This window comes from Paenisporosarcina sp. P4_B8, from assembly GCF_056402175.1.
The window spans coordinates 1-20,563 of record NZ_JBFUHX010000024.1; the positions used below are offsets into that span (position 1 = coordinate 1).

Here is a 20,563-nt window from a genome sequence, read left to right on the forward strand (position 1 = left end):
TTCGCTGGGTAGCTATGTGTGGCCGGGATAAGTGCTGAAAGCATCTAAGCATGAAGCCCCCCTCAAGATGAGATTTCCCATTACGCAAGTAAGTAAGATCCCTCAAAGACGATGAGGTAGATAGGTTCGAGGTGGAAGCGCGGTGACGTGTGCAGCTGACGAATACTAATCGATCGAGGACTTAACCAAAATGAATTTGAATGGTTTTCAATGACCCGTTTATCCAGTTTTGAGTGAACAAACACTCAAAAAAGTCTAGTGATAATGGCAAAGAGGTCACACCCGTTCCCATACCGAACACGGAAGTTAAGCTCTTTAGCGCCGATGGTAGTTGGGGGTTTCCCCCTGTGAGAGTAGGACGTCGCTAGGCAAAGTAAGAAACCGGTACCTTCCGAGGTATCGGTTTTTTTGTTTTGTATTCTAAGCTTAGTACGAAGGTGTGCGAGAAAGAGGAGGAACAAAGAGTTCGAGGAAACGAAGGGATGAGACTCGGAGCGTATAATATACGCGAGACTCGAAGACCTGCGGTTGACGAAGAAATCTACCGTTCATCGTCTTTCGCAGCCTAGCGCCGATGGTAGTTGAGGGCGCCCCCTGTGAGAGTAGGACGTCGCTAGGCAAAGTAAGAAACCGGTACCTTCCGAGGTATCGGTTTTTTTGTGTTGTTCTTTAAGGGTTTTAACAGGAGCGTAGCGGAAACAAGACCATTAAGAGTTTTATAGCCATGTTTTAAACCCCACCCCCCTAAATGGGAGCCATTCCGCTGACGCTGCACGTCTCTTTTCTGTTGGAGAAGGATCACATATAGAAAGTCCATTAAAAGACGGTGTTGGTTCAGCAAGTAAACTTGCTCGTGAGATGAGTTTGAGCGATAAATGCTTCGATTTGAACGATAAATCTCTAGTTTGAGCGATAAAGTATCCAATCTGCACGATAAATCTCCAGTTTGATTGATAAATTTACAACTGTTGATTTTAAGCGAACGAGCATGTTTCCCCCGACTGTTTAACTTGGGTTATGAGACAATCGACTATCACAAACCCCTRAATGGTGGAGATTCTGCCGGTCGTGCATGGCTCTCTTCTATTTGATGGTATTTTCTTGAACATCCATTTGAATCAGCTGGTTCAAAGCGACTGGATGGCTTACTAACTAAAAGTAGTTTACATCTTTTCATTAAAGGGCAAATTTAATATAAGTGAAATTCAAATAGCTTCCTAGCATATCAGTCGCTTTTCGCTTTAACAGTAAATAGCTTTGTTTTAATGTCAATTACAGAAATTCCGCAAAATTTCTTGTATTCTAAAGGGTTCTCTAATAAGATAGGGGCTTAATGTTTTTTCATGAAGGGAAGTTTATTATGAGCAATGATGCACTTTTGATGGTATTAATCATATTTACTATAAATATTGTCTATGTTTCGTTTTTTACAGTGCGCATGATTATGACGTTGAAGGGTTATCGTTATTTTGCAGCGTTTCTTAGCACCATTGAAGTGGTTATATATGTTGTGGGTCTTGGATTAGTATTGGATAACTTGAATGAGATCCAAAACCTTATAGCCTACGCAGTTGGGTATGGAACTGGGGTCCTTGTTGGTACGAAAATAGAAGAGAAGATGGCCCTTGGTTATATTACGGTAAATGTAATTACGACTGAAGAAAATCGTACCTTGCCACGCCTTTTACGTGATAAAGGATATGGAGTAACTGATTGGGAAGCGAATGGTCTTGAAGGTAACCGTAAAGCGATGCAAATCCTGACTCCCCGAAAATATGAATTGAAACTGTATGCAACGATAAAAGAGCTTGATCCAAAAGCATTCATTATTGCTTATGAGCCGAAAACCATTCATGGTGGATTCTGGGTTAAAACGGTAAGGAAAGGAAAACTATTTAAATGAAGAAAAAGACTGTATGGTTTGAAGTTGCAGAGAATGAAACCATTGATGACTGTTTAAAACGTATGCAGACTGAAGGATATATGCCAACAGGGCGAAGGGAAGAGCCGATATTCCAAGAAGTGAATGGAGAAATCGTCCCAATTCGTCAAATCATCCAATTTAAAGGTACGTACATCTCTGAATAACCTAAAAACTGGCGAAAAACCGAACGATATTGTTTTCTGAAAATTTATCGTTCGCATTTTTGCGTTGACTCGAGTCCTAATGGTTGTTAAAATATGAATAAGAACAACGATAATCCCCATATATGCTAAAGAATTGGCTTTAGCGTCTCTACCAGGTCACCGTAAATGACCGGACTATGCGGGAAAGCAACTTTTGGATGAAAATAAGGATGTGAGTCTGCATATGTATATGTCAGCCGTTCATAACCCCTTTTCTTTAAGTCCTCAAGTAAACTGCTTTTCATGCATAGTGAGCAGTTTATTTGGGGACTTTTTGTCAATAATGTCTAGCTTCAAGTACTTGCTCGTTGTCAAACTAGTGTAGCGCTTTAAGCTTTTCTATAAAGGAGCGATTTCAGATGAATGCAAAAATCGGCGTGATCATGGGAAGCTCAAGTGATTGGGAAACAATGAAACATACATGTGACATATTAGATGAACTTCAAGTCCCTTATGAAAAAAAAGTGGTGTCGGCGCATCGTACGCCAGATTTAATGTTTGAGTATGCGATGTCAGCAAGAACACGAGGAATTCAAGTGATTATTGCGGGAGCTGGCGGAGCCGCACATTTACCGGGTATGGTTGCAGCGAAAACTACGTTACCGGTTATTGGGGTTCCTATTCAATCAAAAGCATTGAATGGCCTTGATTCGTTACTATCCATAGTTCAAATGCCAGGTGGCGTTCCTGTTGCGACAGTCGCTATCGGCAAAGCTGGAGCAACGAACGCAGGATTGCTTGCTGCTCAAATGCTAGCAATGACCGATCAAACCTTAGCACACAATTTAGACTTAAGACGTGAAGCGACGAAGGACAAAGTATTTGAAAGCAACGGTGACCTCATATGATCAAAACCATTTCACCAGGACAAACAATCGGAATTATTGGTGGAGGTCAATTAGGTCGAATGATGGCGTTGGCTGCCAAGGAAGCCGGATTCAAAATTGCAGTGCTCGATCCAAGTATGGAATCGCCTTGCGGTCAAATCGCGGATATACGAATTGTTGCACCTTATAATGACCAGACGGCATTAGAAGAGTTAGCAGATGTCAGTGATGTCATTACGTACGAATTTGAAAATATTGATTATGAAGGACTAAAGCGTTTAGCTGAATATGCTTATATTCCTCAGGGGGCAGAACTTGTCCGTATAACACAAAACCGAATTACAGAAAAAGCTGAAATTTGTCAGGCTGGTGTACCGGTAGCAGATTATATAGTTGCGACAAGTATTGTGGAACTGAAAGCATGTATTAATGAAGTTGGTTTCCCTTGTATCGTCAAAACCGCATACGGCGGTTACGATGGCAAAGGTCAAGTGAAGCTCGAATCGCAAGCCGATTTAATACTGGCGGAACCATTATTCAATCATGGTGCGTGTGTTGCGGAAGCGTTCGTGCCATTCGTTAAAGAAATTTCAGTTATCGTACAGCGTAATGGAAACGGGGAAACCTATTGCTTGCCTGTAGGTGAAAATATTCATAAAGATCATATTTTACACGAAACGATTGTACCTGCTCGTGTAACTGAATCGATTCTGACACAAGCTACAGAAGCGGCAGAACAAATTGCTGATCATTTACAGTTAGTCGGCACTTTGGCAGTTGAAATGTTTGTGCTGAAAGATGACACGATTGTGATTAACGAGTTGGCGCCACGTCCTCATAACTCAGGACACTATTCAATAGAAGGTAGTACGATATCACAGTTTCATCAACATGTGCGTGCAATTTGCGGATGGCCTCTAAGGAAGCCTGTCCTGCATCAACCGACGGTCATGGTCAATGTACTTGGAGAACACGTTGTTCCTTTATCAAACGCGATCTCTAAATACCCAGACTGGTCCATTCATCTATACGGCAAAGAAGAAGCGAAAACAAAACGTAAAATGGGGCATGTGACCATTTTGACAAACGATATAAATCAAACGCTACAAGAAATCGAGCATTCCGGCATTTGGTCGGAATAGAAGGAGAACTATATGATAGAACGTTATACTCGCCCTGAAATGGGAGCAATTTGGACAGAACAAAACAAATACCAAGCATGGTTGGAAGTTGAGATTTTGGCATGTGAAGCATGGGCTGAACTTGGCGATATTCCAAAAGAAGACGTAGCGAAAATTCGTGCTAATGCTTCATTTGATATTAATCGCATTTTAGAAATTGAAGAAGAAACGCGTCATGATGTTGTTGCTTTCACACGTGCAGTATCTGAAACACTTGGCGATGAGCGTAAATGGGTACATTACGGACTGACTTCAACAGATGTAGTTGATACAGCTCTTTCTTACATCATCAAGCAAGCAAATGAAATCCTTCGTAAAGATTTGAACAATTTCGTTGAAATCTTGGCCAATAAAGCAAAAGAACATAAATTCACGGTCATGATGGGACGTACACATGGTGTTCACGCGGAGCCAACGACATTCGGCTTGAAACTTGCCTTATGGCATGAAGAAATGAAACGTAACGTAGAACGTTTTGAAGCAGCTGCAAAATCAATTGAAACAGGCAAAATGTCTGGTGCAGTTGGAACATACGCAAACATCGATCCATTTGTAGAGAAATATGTTTGTGAAAACTTAGGAATCGAGGCATCAAAAATCTCGACACAAACATTGCAACGTGACCGCCATGCACAATACATGAGCACACTGGCATTGATTGCAACGTCTGTAGAGAAGTTTGCAACTGAAATTCGTGGACTGCAAAAATCGGAGACACGTGAAGTGGAAGAATCATTTGCAAAAGGTCAAAAAGGATCATCTGCTATGCCACATAAACGTAACCCGATTGGTTCTGAAAACATGACTGGTCTTGCACGATTGATTCGCGGATATATGTTGACTGCTTATGAAAATGTGTCTTTGTGGCATGAACGTGATATTTCACATTCTTCAGCTGAGCGTGTCATCTTACCGGATGCAACAATCGCTTTAAACTACATGCTAAATCGTTTCGGAAACATCGTAAAAAACTTGACGGTATTCCCAAACAATATGAAACGTAACATGGACAGCACACTCGGTTTGATATACTCACAACGCGTTCTTCTTGCTTTGATTGACAAAGGAATGGCTCGTGAAGAAGCGTATGATACAGTTCAACCTTGTGCGATGGAAGCTTGGGAAAACCAAATTGCTTTCCGTGGTGTCGTTGAACAGAACGAAACCATTACTTCTCAATTGTCTAAAGAAGAATTGGACGATTGCTTTGACTATAACTACCATATCCAACATGTCGATATGATTTTCGAACGTCTCGGACTAAACTAATCGGGGGAATACACGTGGAAAAAGGTCAGCTTTTGTATGAAGGTAAGGCGAAACGATTATATACAACAGACAAAGAAGATATTCTTTTTGTGGAATACAAGGATAGTGCAACTGCGTTTAACGGAGAAAAGAAAGCTGAAATCGCAGGAAAAGGTACGTTGAATAACCAAATCACATCTTTACTGTTTGAAAAATTGAAAGCTGCAGGTATTGATTCTCATTTCGTTGAGCAATTATCCGATCATGAGCAATTAGTGAAAAAAGTTGACATCATTCCAATCGAAGTCGTGGTTCGCCAGGTCGCAGCGGGCAGTTTAGCTAAGCGCCTCGGACTGGATGAAGGAGTAGAACTCGCACGCCCTATCGTCGAGTTCTACTACAAAGACGACGAACTTGGTGATCCTCTCATTACTGAAGAGCACATCGAACTTTTGAACATCGCTTCTAAAGAAGAAGTACAAGCTCTTTATGATAAGGGATTACAAGTAAACGAGATATTGACGCAATTCTTCAAAGAAATCGGTGTTATTTTAGTGGATTTCAAACTAGAATTTGGCCGGGACAATGAAGGCAATGTATTGCTAGCTGATGAAATTTCACCTGATACGTGCCGCTTATGGGACGAAAAAACAAAACAAAAGCTGGACAAAGACGTGTTCCGCAGAGATTTAGGTCAATTAACGGACGCATACGAAATCATACTATCCCGTCTAGGAGGAATCACACAATGAAAAAAGTAAAAATCTATGTAACGCTTCGCGAAAGTGTATTAGACCCACAAGGTTCGGCCGTAATGGGAGCTCTGCATACAATGGGCTATAACGAAGTTGCAGATGTTCGTATTGGAAAGTACTTAGAAATTCAAGTGGATGATTCTGAAAGAAAGCTAGACGTGGTAGTTAAAGAGATGTGTGAAAAATTATTAACAAACACAGTAATTGAAGATTATCGGTACGATGTCGAGGAGGCTGTAAGCAAATGAAATTTGCAGTCCTCGTATTCCCAGGATCGAACTGTGATTTAGATATGTACCATGCAATTAAAGACGAGCTTGGTGAAGAAGCTGAATATGTGTGGCACGATACGAAAGATTTAAGTGGTTATGACGGCATTTTACTACCAGGTGGATTCTCTTATGGAGATTACTTGCGATGCGGTGCAATTGCTCAGTTCTCTAACGTTATGAGTGAAGTGAAAAAAGCGGCTGATGCTGGTAAACCAGTTCTTGGTATTTGTAATGGATTCCAGATTTTAACCGAAGCGGGTTTACTTCCTGGTGCTTTGCTACGTAATAAAAACTTGAAGTTTATGTGTCGTACCGTTGATTTGACAGTAGTCAATAACAACACCATGTTTACAGCTGAATATGCAAAAGACCAAGTGATTCAAGTTCCAATCGCGCACGGCGAAGGAAACTATAGTTGTGATGAAGAAACACTTGCTTCATTAAAAGCAAACAATCAAATTGTTTTCACTTATACTAACGACAATCCAAATGGCAGTGTTGAAGACATTGCAGGGATTATCAACGAACGAGGTAATGTCTTGGGTATGATGCCACATCCAGAGCGTGCAGTGCACGAACTAATTGGTGGTACAGACGGATTAGCGTTATTCAAATCTATCGTTAAACAGTGGAGGGAATCTCATGTCAGTCATGCTTGAACCAAATCCTCAGCAAATTAAAGAACAGAAACTATATGCCCAAATGGGTTTATCTGATTCAGAGTTTGAGATGGTCGAAAACATTTTAGGACGTCAACCGAACTATACGGAAACAGGATTGTTTTCAGTTATGTGGTCGGAGCATTGTTCTTATAAAAACTCGAAACCAATCTTACGTAAGTTCCCAATCACTGGTCCTCGCGTACTTCAAGGTCCTGGTGAAGGGGCTGGAATCGTGGATATCGGGGATGGACAAGCTGTGGTTTTCAAAATGGAATCACATAATCATCCATCTGCGATCGAGCCTTTCCAAGGAGCGGCAACTGGTGTTGGCGGAATCATCCGTGACGTTTTCTCAATGGGAGCCCGTCCGATTGCGATGCTGAACTCATTGCGCTTTGGGGAATTGACAAGTCCACGCGTTCGTTATTTGTTTGAAGAAGTGGTTGCAGGAATTGCAGGCTACGGGAACTGCATCGGCATCCCGACAGTAGGTGGAGAAGTTCAGTTTGACGACTGCTATGCAGGAAACCCATTGGTAAACGCCATGTGTGTGGGATTGATCAATCATGAAGATATTCAAAAAGGTGTCGCTTCTGGTGTTGGCAATACCGTTATGTATGTAGGGGCAAAAACAGGTCGCGACGGAATTCATGGAGCGACATTCGCATCGGAAGAGTTAAGTGAAACTTCTGAAGAAAAACGTCCGGCCGTTCAAGTAGGCGACCCTTTCATGGAGAAGCTTTTGCTTGAAGCATGTTTGGAGCTTGTAAAATCTGACGCCCTTGTAGGAATTCAAGACATGGGTGCTGCAGGATTAACTTCTTCATCAGCTGAAATGGCTTCCAAAGCTGGCTTCGGTGTAGAAATGAATCTGGATTTAATTCCTCAACGCGAATCAGGAATGACAGCTTACGAAATGATGTTGTCAGAATCACAAGAACGTATGTTGATTGTCGTGAAAAAAGGACGCGAAGCGGAAATCGTGGAGCTCTTTGAAAAATATGATTTGGATGCAGTCGCAGTCGGTCATGTAACAGACGATAAAATGCTTCGTTTGCTTCATAAAGGTGAAGTCGTAGCAGACGTCCCGGCAGATGCGTTGGCAGAAGAAGCACCGGTTTATCATAAACCATCAAGTGTGCCTGCTTATTACACAGAATATCAAGCGATGGAAAACGCAGAACCTCAAGTCGCTGATTATAAAGAAACGCTCATTAACTTATTGAAACAACCAACCATTGCTTCGAAGGAATGGGTTTATGATCAATACGATTACCAAGTACGTACGAGTACAGTAGTAGCACCAGGTTCGGATGCAGCAGTCGTTCGAGTTCGAGGAACAAATAAAGGACTTGCGATGACGACAGACTGTAACTCACGCTACATTTATCTAGATCCGGAAACTGGCGGGAAAATTGCGGTTGCGGAAGCGGCACGTAACGTTGTTTGTTCAGGAGCTAAACCTTTGGCGATAACGGATTGTCTAAACTTCGGAAATCCAGAAAAACCAGAGATTTTCTGGCAATTGGAGAAATCGGCTGATGGGATGGCTGCGGCGTGTTTGGCACTTGAGTCTCCTGTTATCGGCGGGAACGTATCACTATACAACGAGCGCAGTGGAGTAGCTGTTTATCCAACACCTACTATCGGCTTGGTTGGATTAGTTGAAGATTTATCACATGTAACAACACAAGATGTGAAAGAAGCTGGTGACTTGGTTTACGTGATCGGTGAAACGATGACTGAGTTTGGTGGCAGTGAACTTCAAAAAATGGTGGAAGGTCGTATTTTTGGCCAAGCACCTTCAATTGATTTAGATGTGGAAGTAACTCGTCAAAACGCTTTGTTGCAAGCAATTCAATCAGGCTTTGTGGCATCAGCTCACGATATTGCAGAAGGTGGCTTCGCCGTTGCATTGGCTGAAAAAACTTTCGGAGTACAAAACCTTGGTGTGGACGTAACTATTTCAGGTTCGGCTACCACAGCTTTATTCAGTGAATCACAATCTCGCTTCATCGTGACAGTGAAACCACAACATGCGGCAGCGTTCGAAGAAATCGTAAAAGATGCAGTGAACATTGGAACGGTTACATCAGATACGTCCGTCATCATTCGTAATGAACATGGCGAAGAGTGGGTGTCAGGAACTGTTGAGGAATTCCGATCTGCTTGGAAAGGAGCAATTCCATGCTTGCTGAACTCAGAGGATTAAACGAAGAGTGTGGCGTTTTTGGAATTTGGGGTGACCCAAATGCAGCACAGATTGCGTATTACGGATTGCATGCACTTCAACATCGTGGACAGGAAGGAGCGGGGATTGTCGTAACGGATGGTCATTCGCTTCAAGCGGTCAAAGGAGAAGGGCTTGTTAATGAAGTATTCAGTGCAGGCAAGCTTGATCATTTGCAAGGCTATGGTGCGGTAGGACATGTACGTTATGCAACTGCAGGCGGCGGTGGTATTGAAAATGTGCAACCTCTTTTATTCCGCTCGACAACTGGCAGTCTTGCGATTGCCCATAATGGTAATCTCGTAAATGCGAACCATTTAAAACAACACTTAGAGCGTCAGGGAAGCATCTTCCAGACCTCTTCAGATACAGAAGTATTGGCTCATTTAATTAAAAAAAGTGGCTATTCGACGTTTGAAAAACGCGCGAAGAATGCATTATCCCTACTTAAAGGTGCTTTTGCCTTCGTCATGATGACGGAAGACGAGATGATTGTCGCAAACGATCCAAACGGTTTGCGTCCATTGTCTTTAGGAAAACTGGGTGATGCCTGGGTAGTTGCTTCGGAAACTTGTGCATTCGATATCATTGGTGCCGAATGTATCCGTTCTGTGGAACCAGGTGAGTTTTTGATTATCAATAATGAAGGATTACGTGTTGAACGCTTTGCATTCCCTGCAAAACGCTCGATTTGTACAATGGAGTATGTTTACTTCTCACGTCCCGATTCGGATATTGATGGCATTAACGTTCATACGGCACGTAAGCGTTTAGGGAAAGAACTGGCAAAAGAAATACAAATTGATGCAGATGTCGTAACAGGTGTACCTGACTCGAGTATTTCAGCAGCAATCGGATTTTCTGAAGTTACGGGAATTCCGTATGAATTAGGATTGATCAAAAATAGATATGTCGGTCGTACTTTCATCCAACCTTCACAGGACTTGCGTGAACGTGGTGTTAAAATGAAGCTGTCGCCAGTTCGCCAAGTGGTAAACGGCAAGCGTGTTGTTATGGTCGATGATTCAATCGTCCGTGGTACGACATCTAGACGTATTGTAACGATGTTAAAAGAAGCGGGAGCAACGGAAGTGCATGTTGTCATTAGTTCTCCGCCTATTAAAAATCCATGTTTCTACGGGATAGATACGAGTTCAACTGAAGAACTAATTGCATCCAACAATAGCATTGAAGAAATAAGAGAATTGATTGGGGCAGATTCACTTACTTTCCTGTCAGTTGAAGGAATGGTTCGTGCAATCGGAAGAACGGATGAAGGTCCTGAAGCTGGACATTGTCTTGCTTGCTTTACAGGGAATTATCCGACTGAAATATACCCGGATACCATTTTACCGCACCAAAAAGAATTGGCTCGATAGGAGGCGACATGGATGTCAAAGGCATATGAACAAGCTGGCGTAAGTATTGAAGCAGGTTACGAGGCTGTAAAGCGAATGAAATCTCATGTGGATCGTACAGCTCGTAAAGGCATAATGGGGGCATTCGGTGGTTTCGGTGGGATGTTTGACCTGTCATCACTCGACTACAAAGAACCTGTTTTAATCTCGGGCACAGATGGCGTGGGGACTAAATTGAAATTGGCGTTTATGACCGATCAACACGATACAATCGGCATCGATTGCGTGGCAATGTGTGTCAATGATATCGTGGCTCAAGGTGCCGAACCTTTATTTTTCCTAGATTATTTAGCTGTTGGACAAGCAAAGCCTGAAAAGATTGAGCAAATTGTCAAAGGTGTAGCAGATGGTTGTGTACAAGCTGGAGCCGCACTTATCGGTGGAGAAACAGCGGAAATGCCTGGTCTTTATGAAGAAGATGAATACGATGTTGCTGGGTTTGCCGTAGGGGTAGCTGAGAAATCGAATATCGTAACAGGTGAAAAGATTCAACCGGGTGATGTCCTTGTTGGACTTGCTAGCAGTGGTATCCATTCAAATGGTTTTTCACTTGTGCGTAAAATTGTCTTTGCCGATCAAGGGTATGAAATAGATTCCTTAGTTGCAGGCTACGAACATTTGGGCCGTATTGGGAAAGCATTATTAAAACCGACAAAAATTTATACTAAACCGGTTCTTGCCATTCATGAACAGCTGGACGTGCACGGCATGGCACACGTAACAGGTGGAGGTTTTTATGAAAACCTGCCCCGCATGATGCCCGCAGGTCTTGGTGTCGAAATCAAACTGGGCTCATGGCCAGTATTACCAGTGTTTTCAATGTTGAAAGAAAAAGGGTCTCTGGAAGACCGTGATTTGTATAATGTTTTCAATATGGGCATTGGTTTCGTCATTGCTCTTCCTGAAGAACAAGCGCAACAAGCCATTCGACTATCAGTAGAAAACGGTGAAAATGCGTACGTGATTGGTCGTGTCGTAGCAGGTGAAGGTGTTCAATTTAATGGAACTCATGACGGGAGCCTGAACGATGAACAGTAAGCCAAAGGTGGCGATATTTGCTTCCGGAAGTGGGAGTAATTTTCAAGTCATCGTGGACGCAGCAAGAGCTGGTCAGTTACATGCTGACATCGTGGCTGTCGTTACAGATAAGCCACAAGCTTTTGTGGTGGAACGAGCTAAAACAGCTGGTGTAAACGTTGTGGCTTTCCGACCGTCAGATTTTGGGTCGAAAGTTGAATATGAAGAAGCCATCTTACAGGAACTGAAGGAGCTTCAGGTAGAATGGTTGGTGTTGGCTGGTTATATGCGTTTAATCGGCGATACATTGCTGAATGCCTTTACGAACCGCATCGTCAACATCCATCCTTCACTATTGCCTTCATTTCCTGGCAAAGATGCCATCGGTCAAGCTTTGGTACATGGCGTCAAAGTAACCGGCGTGACCGTACATTATGTAGATGCAGGGATGGACACGGGCCCAATTCTGTCGCAACAAGCGGTTGAAGTAGTAGAGGGTGACCGTGAGAAAACAGAACAACTTATACATGCGGTCGAACATGAACTCTATACAAAAACGTTGCATCAATTATTTAGCCGGTAGAGGGCCACAGGATTAAGCTTCAGAAAATGGGGCCATTCTTCCAGCGCCAGTGCAGCGCTAGAGTGGCACTTTACGCTTTTCCAAATTAGGAGGATTTTCTATGACAAAACGTGCGCTTATCAGTGTATCAGATAAATCAGGAATTCTTGAGTTCGCAAAAGAACTAGAGACGTTAGGGTATGAAATTCTATCAACCGGTGGAACAAAAGCGTATTTGCAGGAAAATGGAGTAGCCATTACACCTGTCGATCAAGTAACGAGATTCCCTGAAATATTGGGTGGTCGTGTGAAGACGCTTAATCCTATGATTCACGGAGGCCTTCTTGCCAAGCATGATGATGCCGACCATCAAGCACAAATGAATGAACATGGCATCGAGCCAATCGAGGTTGTTTGTGTAAACTTATATCCTTTCCGTGAAACGATCTCAAAACCGGATGTGACAGCTGACGATGCGATTGAGAACATTGATATCGGTGGACCAGCAATGTTGCGTGCCTCTGCGAAAAACCATGCTTATGTAACTGTCATTACAGATGCAGCGGACTATCCGGCTGTTTTGGAAGAATTGAAAGCAGCTGGCAAAACTACGATTGAAACGCGTCGTCGTCTGGCAGCAAAAGTTTTCCGTCATACTGCTTCTTATGATGCGTATATCTCAGGCTATTTAACTGACCTTGCAGGTGAAGAATTTCCCGAACAAGTTACCTTTACATATGAATTGAAACAACCGCTTCGTTATGGAGAAAATCCACATCAGAAAGCAGCGTTCTACCAACGTGCACTAGGATCGGATTTCTCCATCGCTTCTGCACAGCAACTACACGGGAAAGAACTTTCCTACAACAATATCCAGGATGCCAATGCAGCCATTCAAATCGTTAAAGAATTTGAGCTGCCGGCTGCTGTCGCTGTCAAACACATGAATCCATGTGGTGTCGGAATTGGTGAAACCATTGCTGAAGCATTTGGCAAAGCATACGAAGCAGACAGTATGTCCATTTTTGGTGGCATTGTTGCCTTAAATCGCGAAGTGGATACCGAAACGGCGGAACAACTTTCAGATATCTTCCTTGAAATCATCCTTGCTCCTTCTTACTCTGATAAGGCTTTGGAGATTTTGACGAAAAAGAAAAATATCCGTTTACTAACAATTCCTTTTGAACAAAACAAAAAGGATAAATGGAATACCGTTTCAATCGAGGGTGGCTTGTTGATGCAAGAACCTGATGCTCATGGTTTCGCACAAGCGGACGTCCGCGTCGTAACGGACCGTGAACCTACGGAAGAAGAATGGGCAGCACTGAAGCTCGGATGGAGTGTCGTAAAACACGTGAAATCCAATGCGATTGTTGTCACAGATGCACAAATGACGCTTGGCGTTGGAGCTGGGCAAATGAATCGTGTCGGTGCTGCTAAGATTGCGTTAGAGCAAGCGGCAGAAAAAGCACAAGGTGCATCACTTGCTTCAGATGCCTTTTTCCCTATGAATGATACCGTTGAAACAGCTGCTAAAGCAGGAATCACCGCCATTATTCAACCAGGTGGATCTGTAAAAGACGAAGATTCAATTGCGAAAGCAAATGAATACGGAATTGCTATGGTGTTTACAGGCGTACGTCATTTCAAACACTAAGAGGAGGAGAACTTAATGAAAGTACTCGTTATTGGTAGTGGTGGGCGTGAACACGCTATTGTACGTCAATTCAACAACTCTCCATCTGTAACTGAAGTGTTCGTTGCACCAGGTAATGATGGCATGAGAGAAGATGCGACCTGTGTGGCAATCGAAGCACTTGAATTTGATATGCTGGTTGCTTTCGTTCAGGAAAATGCTATCGATCTTACGTTTGTGGGACCTGAACAACCACTGGCTGCTGGAATAGTCGATCGTTTCGTGGCAGAAGGTCTGCGTATATTCGGGCCTACGAAAGCGGCATCACAAATCGAAGGTAGTAAATCTTTTGCCAAAGAACTAATGAAGAAATATGGTATTCCAACGGCGGCTTACGAAACGTTCACAGACGTCAAAGAAGCCAAAGCCTATATCGAGAAAATGGGTGCACCAATTGTGGTAAAAGCGGATGGACTCGCTGCAGGTAAAGGTGTGGTTGTTGCCATGACTGTGGAGGAAGCACTTAATTCCGTGGAAGACATGATTGGTAACCAAAAGTTTGGTGATTCATCATCTCGCGTGGTCATTGAGGAATTCCTCGACGGGGAAGAGTTCTCATATATGTCCTTTGTTCATAACGGCCAGATTTACCCGATGGTCATCGCCCAAGATCACAAGCGTGCGTATGACGGTGACCGTGGACCGAATACTGGCGGCATGGGAGCTTATTCACCTGTCCCTCACATTTCGGAGCTTATCGTTCAGGAAGCATTTGAAGCGATTGTGGCACCTACTGTTGAAGCGATGGCAACGGAAGGAACACCTTTTACTGGTATTCTCTATGCCGGGTTAATCTTGACTGAGGATGGACCGAAAGTCATTGAGTTCAATGCTCGTTTTGGTGATCCAGAAACACAAGTCGTGTTACCACGTATGGCTTCAGATTTCGGTGAATTCATGAACGCACTTTTCGATGAAAAACCATATGAATTGGAATGGTCGAATGAAGAGATGCTTGGTGTAGTAGTAGCCGCAGATGGTTACCCTGAAATGGTTGAAAAAGGGGCGACACTGCCTGACTTAGAAAAGCTTAATCAAAATTTACAGATCTTCCATGCGGGCACGAAAGAAGTGAATGGTCGCTTCGTTGGCAATGGGGGCCGCGTAATTTTGGTCGCAGCGAAATCAGACTCTCTGGCTAATGCTCAAAAACAAGTATATGACGCTTTTGCTGAATTGAAGTGGGATGGATTTTTCTATCGAAACGACATTGGTTGGCGTGCGTTGAAATAATCGGAAAAGGTTATCCTTAAGTCATTTGAGGATAACCTTTTTTTGTGAGTGGTATGTTTCAATATGTGAGATGCCAAGACATTATATTTTTTTCATCTTCATACGAGCGACTGAATTTCAGCACCGCATGTTACGGTAAAGTGTATAACATAAAAAAAGCTCAAAATGCAGTTATGCATTTTGAGCTTGTCTATTAATGTTTTCTTTAGCTTGGTGTAGCACCGAATTGTTCATAAACTTAAGGACAGTCTTTTTTTCATTAAATTGGGTGAAAGGGAATAAACAAACTACAAGAGGGAATATAGTGACCGCGAAGGGGAATAAACAATAGGGAATAAACAATCCGCCAAAATGTATAACCCTCTAGCGAAGAGGAATAAAATTCACTTACTACCTCAATTCGTCACCGGCGACATGCCTTACCCAGAAAAATCCTTTATTTATTTTCGGAAGAACCAGAAGCAGCTTTTGCACCAGCACCAGATGTTGTTTGTCCCGACATAGCTTGACTAGCAAGGTCCTTCACCTTTGTTCCAACGGCAGCTCCATTAGTAGCACCAGTGCCAGAAGCAGCTTTTGCACCAGCACCAGATGTTGTTTGTCCCGACACAGCTTGACTGGCAAGGTCCTTCACCATGTTTCCAACGGCAGCACCAGCACCAGCTTTTGCACCAGCACCAGATGTTGTTTGTCCCGACATAGCTTGACTAGCGAGGTCCTTCACCATGTTTCCAACGGCAGCACCAGTAGTAGCACCAGTCCCAGAACCTGTTGCAGAACCGGCAGCAGAATTTGAACCAGAACCCGATTGACCCGACATACCTTGACTAGCGAAATCCTTCATCAATTTTCCGATTTCTGGGGTATTTCCGGTTTGTCCCATCATGCTTTGTTTTTCAATCATGGCTTTCATTGGACAGAACTTGACCGTTCCTTCTGCAGCTTTCATAGCACCGAATGCAACCATCATGCGACCTTTGTTGCATTTGGGATTGCGGGCGAGTTTAGCGGTACCATAAGCGAGCATACTAAGTCCGAGTGAAAGTCTGGTCAGTGCGTTACGTGTGCTAAGGTTTTGCGTTTGTGACATTTTCGTGTTTCCTCCTATCTGAATTTTCAAAAAAGTGGTCTTACCGTCTGTATTTTCCAAAGTCGGTATGCTAGTATAAAAAAATGATACCCGTCTTGAAAGGAGAGTGGATACCATGCAACACCCGTTGTGGAAAATAGGGGAGATCCGCCACCAATTAAGCATGATTGATGGAAAAACGAGTCCCGATAAAATTATTGTGAATGCGACATACTTACATAGCGTGCTGAAAAAATGGGTTGAAGGCAACATTTGGATTGCAAAAGACCGCATTGTGTATGCAGGTCCTGATATGCCTGTTCAAACAACTGACGCAGAAATAATTGATGCAACTGGACAGGTGATTGTGCCGGGCTATATCGAACCTCATGTTCATCCATTTCAACTTTATCATCCCCAATCATTTGCTGATTATGCAGCACAATTAGGTACAACTACGTTTCTATCAGACAATCTTATACTCTTTCTTTTGTTGAAAAACAAGAAAGCGTTTACACTATTGGATCAATTGAATGAACTGCCGTTTTCATTTTATTGGTGGGCCCGATTTGATTCACAAACTGAGCTTGAAAATGAAGATGAACTATTTACGACGAAATCCATCGGTGAATGGTTGGATCGTCCGGACGTATTGATGGGCGGAGAATTGACAGCATGGCCAAGGTTGCTAGCAGGTGATGACCAAATGCTGTACTGGTTACAATCGGCTAAAACAAAAGGCAAAAAAGTAGAAGCCCATTTACCTGGTGCTTCTGACAAAACATTGGCGCGCATGAAATTGCTAGGTAGCGACGGTGACCACGAAGCCATGACAGTTGAAGAAGTGGAAAGACGGTTGTTGCATGGTTATGCCGTGACGTTAAGACATTCGTCGATTCGTCCTGATTTACCTCATTTATTAAAAGGAATTGTGGAAAAAGGACTGGATGTTTTTGATCATTTGATGATGACAACGGACGGTTCGACACCTTCTTTCCACATCGATGGCGTCATGGATAAATGCATTCAAGTCGCACTGGATGCAGGAGTGAAACCGATTGATGCCTATCAAATGGCATCCTATAATGTAGCCCGTTATTACAACATGACCAGTCTGCATGGATTTATTGCCACAGGAAGATTAGCTTCTTTAAACTTCTTGGAAAACGAGCGAAATCCTGTCCCTGTAAGCGTGCTGTCTAAAGGCGTATGGCTGAAGAGAGACGGCAAGCAAGTGCAACAGCTGCCGACAATCGATTGGTCCGTATTAGGTGATTTGGAATTGCCGTTTGATTTGCATGATGGGGACTTTCAGTTCTCGATGCCTTTTGGAATTGAAATGGTTAATGATGTGATCACGAAGCCATATAGTGTATCGATTCACACTGGTGAGTCGAGCTTAAGTTCTGATCATGATGAGAGCTATCTGATGTTAATTGACCGCGATGGTAAGTGGCGTGTCAACACGATGATTAAAGGTTTTGCGACTTCTGTGCAGGGCTTTGCTTCGTCTTACTCGAATACAGGAGATATTATTCTAATAGGTAAAAACCATAAAGATATGTTAGTAGCTTTCAATGAAATGAAGCGGATGAAAGGCGGCATCGTGCTCGTTGAACATGGTGAAGTCATTGCACACATTCCACTGGCAATAGGTGGAGGACTATCAAATGAAAAAGTGGAAGATTTGATTGAGCGGGAATTGTTTTTGAAGAAAGCATTGAACGAACGAGGGTATACACATGGTGATGCGATTTACACATTGCTATTTTTGCAATCGACTCATTTACCATATGTCCGCATTACACAACGCGGCATATATGATGTCATGAAAAAATCAGTGTTGTTCCCTTCATTCATGAGATCTTAGGGGGTTCGGAGAAATGAAGAAATGGCTGTTTATGATGGTTTTGTTGCTTATTATTGCGGGTTGTTCTAAAGATAAAGAAAATACAGTCGACGCAGAAAATCCAAACGAGGATGAAACGACAGATGATAATGAAGACGAAGAAGTGATAACCTTACCTTTTGCTGCACCTTATTCGGGTGAACGTTCCGAAGAAGAATTCACGAAACGTCCTGTGCTGGTCACAATCAATAATCACCCGAAAGCAAGACCACAATCGGGACTTGCAAGTGCAGATATTGTTTATGAAATGGTGGCAGAAGGAAACGTGACACGTTTGCTTGCATTGTATCAAAGCGAATTGCCTAATGAAATTGGACCGGTCCGAAGTGCACGTGATTACTTTATTGAAATTGCATCCGGTCTCGATGCCTTTTACGTGGCACACGGCTATAGCCCGGAAGCGCGACTGATGTTAACTACAGGAGATGTGGACAACATCAATGGCATGCAATATGACGGTTCCCTATTTTTACGTTCCAAAGATCGTGTAGCACCTCACAATTCGTACATTACAGGTGAACATGTCATCGAAGGAATGGACAAAGTTGGTGCCCGACAAGAAATCGAAAAAATTCCGAACCTGGCATTCTATGATTCAGTCGAAGATGTTCCTTTGGGTACTCCTGCATCAATGATTGATGTCCGCTATGGCGGGAGTGAAGACTTCCACCATGTGTATTCATATGATACACTTACTCAACAATACTCTCGTTCTTCTGGAGGGATTGTCACGATAGATAGAGAGACTGACGAAGAGATCAGCTTAGCTAATGTAATGTTTTTTGAAGTTGACCATCAAACAATTGATGGCGCAGGAAGACAACAACTCGATTTAAAATCGGGTGGCAAAGGCTACTTATTCCAAGCAGGTATGATGAAAGAAATCGAATGGCAACAAATAGATGGTGTGCTAGTGCCAATGGAAAATGGTGAACCCGCTAAACTCGTTCCAGGAAAAAGCTGGATTCATTTAGTGAAAACAAACCCCGGTATTGACCAAATGGTTACATTTACGCCCTAAAAATGCTTCGAAAAGGAGGTAACAACCATGCAAGTAGATAAAATACGCGGTCATCAAACGGATCAGTTATTTAAAGCGGTCTTAGAATTAAAAGACATTGAAGAATGCTATCGATTTTTTGATGATTTATGCACTATAAGTGAAATTCAATCGTTATCTCAACGCTTTGAAGTGGCTCATTTATTACGACTAAAGAAAACATATGAAACGATTAAAAATGAGACTGGAGCCAGCACGGCTACCATTTCTCGCGTGCGTCGTTGTTTCGATTACGGGAACGATACATATGATGAAATGCTAGGCAGGCTATATCCTGACGAAAAACCTTTTCAATTTCCTAAGTACGGAAATTCAAACGAATAAACCATCACAGGGACCACTCACATCCGAGTGGTCCTTTATTATTGGGTAAAAATGGGTAAATCCGAATAATACGAGAACGATGCGGATTAATAAGAGTTTCATGCCGATAAAAAGCAAATTGATGTCGATTAAACGAATGATACCAAATATTTGCCCGCTCTCACTCTTCGGATAGGAGGGTTTTTTTGTTATACTAGATAGATGAATATGAACATAGATAGGTGGGAACCGATGATGTATCAGGAGTGGCGTCACGTTTTTAAATTAGATCCTGCGAAGGAAATATCCGAAGAAGCGCTAAAGCAGGTGTGTGAATCTGGAACGGACGCCATTCTAGTCGGTGGTACAGATGGAGTTACCCTTGATTTGGTTTTGGACTTATTAATTAGAGTTAGACAATATAATGTACCGGTTGCACTGGAGATTTCGACGATAGACTCCGTGACGCCAGGATTCGATTTCTATTTCATTCCTTCCGTGTTAAATAGTACAAATACCGCATGGGTGAAGGATTTGCATATCGAAGCCATCAAGGAATTCGGGGATTATATGGACTGGAATGAACTTGTTCCGGAAGGTTACTGTATTTTGAATGCGGATTGTAAGGCGGCACGCGCGACTGAAGCTCACACTTCTTTATCAGAGGAAGAAGTGATTGCCCACGCAAGGCTGGCTGAACACTTTTTCAAGTTTCCGATATTCTACTTAGAATATAGCGGTGTTTATGGTGAACCCAAGATGGTGAAAGCTGCAAAAAACGTTTTGAAAAACACGCGTCTCTTTTACGGTGGCGGCATTACATCGGCAAGACAAGCGACTGAAATGGCATTGATTGCGGACACAGTTGTAGTGGGCAATCATCTTTATGACAATTTGAACGAAGCGCTCGAAACAGTGAAAGCTGTTCATGCAGTGACACTTTGACAATTAACATAAGCAGTTTATAATTGAAGAACAAATGTTCGCGAAGGAC

At 42.8% G+C, this 20,563-nt stretch carries 19 protein-coding genes, 2 rRNA genes and 1 riboswitch; of the genes, 20 read left to right on the top strand and 1 reads right to left on the bottom strand.

Features of this window, described 5'->3' with window-relative positions; translation table 11 throughout:
• The 16 genes from AC1DSK_RS15925 to purD all read left to right on the top strand — a co-directional run.
• Positions 1 to 189: ribosomal RNA gene (locus AC1DSK_RS15925) — 23S ribosomal RNA — on the top strand; the annotation flags it as partial.
• A 65-nt stretch (positions 190 to 254) separates the two neighbouring features.
• A 5S ribosomal RNA gene (rrf, locus tag AC1DSK_RS15930) occupies positions 255 to 370 on the top strand.
• 990 nt (positions 371 to 1,360) lie between these two features.
• The gene (locus AC1DSK_RS15935) at positions 1,361 to 1,903 is read left to right on the top strand and encodes a DUF2179 domain-containing protein (protein WP_036660252.1); all 543 of its coding nucleotides are present in this window, start codon (positions 1,361 to 1,363) and stop codon (positions 1,901 to 1,903) included.
• Entirely contained in the window at positions 1,900 to 2,088 is a 189-nt protein-coding gene (locus AC1DSK_RS15940) for an NETI motif-containing protein (RefSeq protein WP_477531621.1), read from the top strand. Before AC1DSK_RS15935 ends, AC1DSK_RS15940 begins: the two co-directional genes overlap by 4 nt.
• Positions 2,089 to 2,184: 96 nt before the next feature.
• A riboswitch (purine riboswitch) is annotated at positions 2,185 to 2,285 on the top strand.
• Between the two features lie 201 nt (positions 2,286 to 2,486).
• Positions 2,487 to 2,975, top strand: a complete 489-nt coding sequence (purE, locus tag AC1DSK_RS15945; RefSeq protein WP_016429432.1) for a 5-(carboxyamino)imidazole ribonucleotide mutase — start codon at positions 2,487 to 2,489, stop codon at positions 2,973 to 2,975.
• On the top strand, positions 2,972 to 4,096 hold the full coding sequence (gene purK, locus AC1DSK_RS15950; RefSeq protein ID WP_477547309.1) for a 5-(carboxyamino)imidazole ribonucleotide synthase: 1,125 nt from the start codon (positions 2,972 to 2,974) through the stop codon (positions 4,094 to 4,096). The genes purE and purK overlap by 4 nt, the downstream gene beginning before the upstream one ends.
• Positions 4,097 to 4,108: 12 nt before the next feature.
• A complete protein-coding gene (purB, locus tag AC1DSK_RS15955) occupies positions 4,109 to 5,404 on the top strand; it encodes an adenylosuccinate lyase (RefSeq protein WP_016429430.1) in 1,296 nt (431 codons plus the stop codon).
• A gap of 14 nt (positions 5,405 to 5,418) precedes the next feature.
• On the top strand, positions 5,419 to 6,135 hold the full coding sequence (gene purC, locus AC1DSK_RS15960; RefSeq protein ID WP_016429429.1) for a phosphoribosylaminoimidazolesuccinocarboxamide synthase: 717 nt from the start codon (positions 5,419 to 5,421) through the stop codon (positions 6,133 to 6,135).
• Positions 6,132 to 6,386, top strand: a complete 255-nt coding sequence (purS, locus tag AC1DSK_RS15965) for a phosphoribosylformylglycinamidine synthase subunit PurS (RefSeq protein WP_477547310.1) — start codon at positions 6,132 to 6,134, stop codon at positions 6,384 to 6,386. Before purC ends, purS begins: the two co-directional genes overlap by 4 nt.
• Positions 6,383 to 7,069: a phosphoribosylformylglycinamidine synthase subunit PurQ gene (gene purQ / locus AC1DSK_RS15970; protein ID WP_016429427.1), complete on the top strand. Its 687-nt coding sequence runs from the start codon at positions 6,383 to 6,385 to the stop codon at positions 7,067 to 7,069. The genes purS and purQ overlap by 4 nt, the downstream gene beginning before the upstream one ends.
• On the top strand, positions 7,053 to 9,284 hold the full coding sequence (gene purL, locus AC1DSK_RS15975; protein ID WP_477547311.1) for a phosphoribosylformylglycinamidine synthase subunit PurL: 2,232 nt from the start codon (positions 7,053 to 7,055) through the stop codon (positions 9,282 to 9,284). Before purQ ends, purL begins: the two co-directional genes overlap by 17 nt.
• A complete protein-coding gene (gene purF / locus AC1DSK_RS15980) occupies positions 9,260 to 10,681 on the top strand; it encodes an amidophosphoribosyltransferase (protein WP_477547312.1) in 1,422 nt (473 codons plus the stop codon). Before purL ends, purF begins: the two co-directional genes overlap by 25 nt.
• 12 nt (positions 10,682 to 10,693) lie before the next feature.
• Positions 10,694 to 11,758, top strand: a complete 1,065-nt coding sequence (purM, locus tag AC1DSK_RS15985) for a phosphoribosylformylglycinamidine cyclo-ligase (protein WP_477547313.1) — start codon at positions 10,694 to 10,696, stop codon at positions 11,756 to 11,758.
• A complete protein-coding gene (gene purN, locus AC1DSK_RS15990) occupies positions 11,748 to 12,320 on the top strand; it encodes a phosphoribosylglycinamide formyltransferase (RefSeq protein WP_342542929.1) in 573 nt (190 codons plus the stop codon). Before purM ends, purN begins: the two co-directional genes overlap by 11 nt.
• Positions 12,321 to 12,420: 100 nt before the next feature.
• Positions 12,421 to 13,956, top strand: coding sequence for a bifunctional phosphoribosylaminoimidazolecarboxamide formyltransferase/IMP cyclohydrolase (purH, locus tag AC1DSK_RS15995; RefSeq protein ID WP_477547314.1), 1,536 nt, complete (start codon positions 12,421 to 12,423; stop codon positions 13,954 to 13,956).
• Between the two features lie 15 nt (positions 13,957 to 13,971).
• Positions 13,972 to 15,228 (top strand): phosphoribosylamine--glycine ligase, encoded by a 1,257-nt coding sequence (purD, locus tag AC1DSK_RS16000; protein WP_342542931.1) that lies wholly within the window; start codon positions 13,972 to 13,974, stop codon positions 15,226 to 15,228.
• Between the two features lie 436 nt (positions 15,229 to 15,664).
• Here purD and AC1DSK_RS16005 read toward each other — a convergent pair whose 3' ends face one another.
• Entirely contained in the window at positions 15,665 to 16,318 is a 654-nt protein-coding gene (locus AC1DSK_RS16005; RefSeq protein ID WP_477547315.1) for a YgaP-like transmembrane domain, read from the bottom strand.
• A gap of 115 nt (positions 16,319 to 16,433) precedes the next feature.
• Here AC1DSK_RS16005 and AC1DSK_RS16010 point away from each other — a divergent pair, with 115 nt between their 5' ends.
• From AC1DSK_RS16010 to pcrB, 4 genes are all read left to right on the top strand, one after another.
• The gene (locus AC1DSK_RS16010; protein ID WP_477547316.1) at positions 16,434 to 18,167 is read left to right on the top strand and encodes an adenine deaminase C-terminal domain-containing protein; all 1,734 of its coding nucleotides are present in this window, start codon (positions 16,434 to 16,436) and stop codon (positions 18,165 to 18,167) included.
• Positions 18,168 to 18,180: 13 nt separating this feature from the next.
• Positions 18,181 to 19,227 (top strand): DUF3048 domain-containing protein, encoded by a 1,047-nt coding sequence (locus AC1DSK_RS16015; protein ID WP_477547317.1) that lies wholly within the window; start codon positions 18,181 to 18,183, stop codon positions 19,225 to 19,227.
• Positions 19,228 to 19,254: 27 nt separating this feature from the next.
• A complete protein-coding gene (locus tag AC1DSK_RS16020; protein ID WP_016429416.1) occupies positions 19,255 to 19,590 on the top strand; it encodes a YerC/YecD family TrpR-related protein in 336 nt (111 codons plus the stop codon).
• A gap of 231 nt (positions 19,591 to 19,821) precedes the next feature.
• Positions 19,822 to 20,514 carry a heptaprenylglyceryl phosphate synthase gene (gene pcrB / locus AC1DSK_RS16025; protein WP_477547469.1) on the top strand — a complete coding sequence of 231 codons (693 nt, stop codon included), beginning with the start codon at positions 19,822 to 19,824 and terminating at the stop codon, positions 20,512 to 20,514.
• The last annotated feature ends 49 nt before the right edge of the window (positions 20,515 to 20,563 follow it).

Bases quoted from the DNA above. Each gene is read 5' to 3' on its own strand.
- AC1DSK_RS15935 (WP_036660252.1), top strand. From the start codon at position 1,361: ATGAGCAATGATGCACTTTTGATGGTATTAATCATATTTACTATAAAT.
- AC1DSK_RS15940 (WP_477531621.1), top strand. From the start codon at position 1,900: ATGAAGAAAAAGACTGTATGGTTTGAAGTTGCAGAGAATGAAACCATT.
- purE (WP_016429432.1), top strand. From the start codon at position 2,487: ATGAATGCAAAAATCGGCGTGATCATGGGAAGCTCAAGTGATTGGGAA.
- purK (WP_477547309.1), top strand. From the start codon at position 2,972: ATGATCAAAACCATTTCACCAGGACAAACAATCGGAATTATTGGTGGA.
- purB (WP_016429430.1), top strand. From the start codon at position 4,109: ATGATAGAACGTTATACTCGCCCTGAAATGGGAGCAATTTGGACAGAA.
- purS (WP_477547310.1), top strand. From the start codon at position 6,132: ATGAAAAAAGTAAAAATCTATGTAACGCTTCGCGAAAGTGTATTAGAC.
- purQ (WP_016429427.1), top strand. From the start codon at position 6,383: ATGAAATTTGCAGTCCTCGTATTCCCAGGATCGAACTGTGATTTAGAT.
- purL (WP_477547311.1), top strand. From the start codon at position 7,053: ATGTCAGTCATGCTTGAACCAAATCCTCAGCAAATTAAAGAACAGAAA.
- purF (WP_477547312.1), top strand. From the start codon at position 9,260: ATGCTTGCTGAACTCAGAGGATTAAACGAAGAGTGTGGCGTTTTTGGA.
- purM (WP_477547313.1), top strand. From the start codon at position 10,694: ATGTCAAAGGCATATGAACAAGCTGGCGTAAGTATTGAAGCAGGTTAC.
- purN (WP_342542929.1), top strand. From the start codon at position 11,748: ATGAACAGTAAGCCAAAGGTGGCGATATTTGCTTCCGGAAGTGGGAGT.
- purH (WP_477547314.1), top strand. From the start codon at position 12,421: ATGACAAAACGTGCGCTTATCAGTGTATCAGATAAATCAGGAATTCTT.
- purD (WP_342542931.1), top strand. From the start codon at position 13,972: ATGAAAGTACTCGTTATTGGTAGTGGTGGGCGTGAACACGCTATTGTA.
- AC1DSK_RS16005 (WP_477547315.1), bottom strand. From the start codon at position 16,318: ATGTCACAAACGCAAAACCTTAGCACACGTAACGCACTGACCAGACTT.
- AC1DSK_RS16010 (WP_477547316.1), top strand. From the start codon at position 16,434: ATGCAACACCCGTTGTGGAAAATAGGGGAGATCCGCCACCAATTAAGC.
- AC1DSK_RS16015 (WP_477547317.1), top strand. From the start codon at position 18,181: ATGAAGAAATGGCTGTTTATGATGGTTTTGTTGCTTATTATTGCGGGT.
- AC1DSK_RS16020 (WP_016429416.1), top strand. From the start codon at position 19,255: ATGCAAGTAGATAAAATACGCGGTCATCAAACGGATCAGTTATTTAAA.
- pcrB (WP_477547469.1), top strand. From the start codon at position 19,822: ATGATGTATCAGGAGTGGCGTCACGTTTTTAAATTAGATCCTGCGAAG.